This window comes from Bacillus sanguinis (assembly GCF_018332475.1).
In the GTDB taxonomy this organism is placed as follows: Bacteria; Bacillota; Bacilli; order Bacillales; family Bacillaceae_G; genus Bacillus_A; species Bacillus_A sanguinis.
Genome location: NZ_BOQB01000314.1, coordinates 1 through 980 on the forward strand (window position 1 = coordinate 1; position 980 = coordinate 980).

1 protein-coding gene is annotated in these 980 nt (G+C 34.8%); it reads right to left on the minus strand.

Translation table 11 applies throughout. The annotated features are described in order from the left end of the window. The coding region (locus KI369_RS24810) for a PAS domain-containing protein (protein WP_212957924.1) at positions 1-980 on the minus strand (980 nt) is incomplete at both ends.

The following is a 980-nucleotide window of genomic DNA, read 5'->3' on the forward strand; positions in this document are numbered from 1 at the left end:
ATGCATTTTATTCATAAATTCATGCGATTGTGCCCGTAATGCTTCCGCATATAGTCTAATACCAGTTAATTCTTCTGCTAATTTTCTAATCTCTGTTTTATCACGGAATGTTGCAATCGCACCAACTATTTCTCCTTTTACATATAACGGAACACGATTCGTCACAATCGTAATCCCATAAATATTTTGTTCTTCGTTTAATTGTACCTCTCCCGTCTGTAATACTTCTTTTATACGTGAATTAGGCATATACAACTCAACATCTTTACCGATAAAATCTTCTTCAAGACCACTTTTCTTAAATAATCGTTTTGCCTCATGATTTATTAAAGTTACATTGGCCTCTTTATCTACAGCAATAATACCTTCTTTTACAGATTGTAGCATCGTATTTCTTTCTTCAAGAATTTTCGCTATCCTGTGAGGTTCAAGACCGAATAAACTTTTCTTTATATGTCTAGCTAGCAATATTGCTCCTATAATTCCGACTAGTACTCCAACTCCAACTCCAATATAAATGATATGTCTACTTTCCTTAACTCTCTCTTTTACATTATCTGCTGAAATACCAACGGCCACCGCTCCAAGTTGTTCACCTGTTTGAGAAAATACAGGTACAAACACTCGCATTGAAATACCTAAAGTTCCTTCTGCCAGCGATACATGTTCCTTTCCTTTCAATGCAGGTCCTTCATCTCCCCCAATAAAATGATGACCTATTTTTTGAGGATTTGGATGTGACTTTCTTATTCCATTCATGTCCATAACTACAATAAATTGAACACCTGTGTTTTTTAATATTCTATTTGTATACGTTTGAATTGCAGAAGTATCTGCTTTCCCAATTAAACCATCGATTACAATTGAATCATTCGCCACAATGTGTGCAATTGTTTTTGCTTTCTCGGCTTGGCTATCCTCCGTCGTCCGTTCTACATTATGACTAATTAATATATCTGTCACAAGTAAAGAAAAAATTA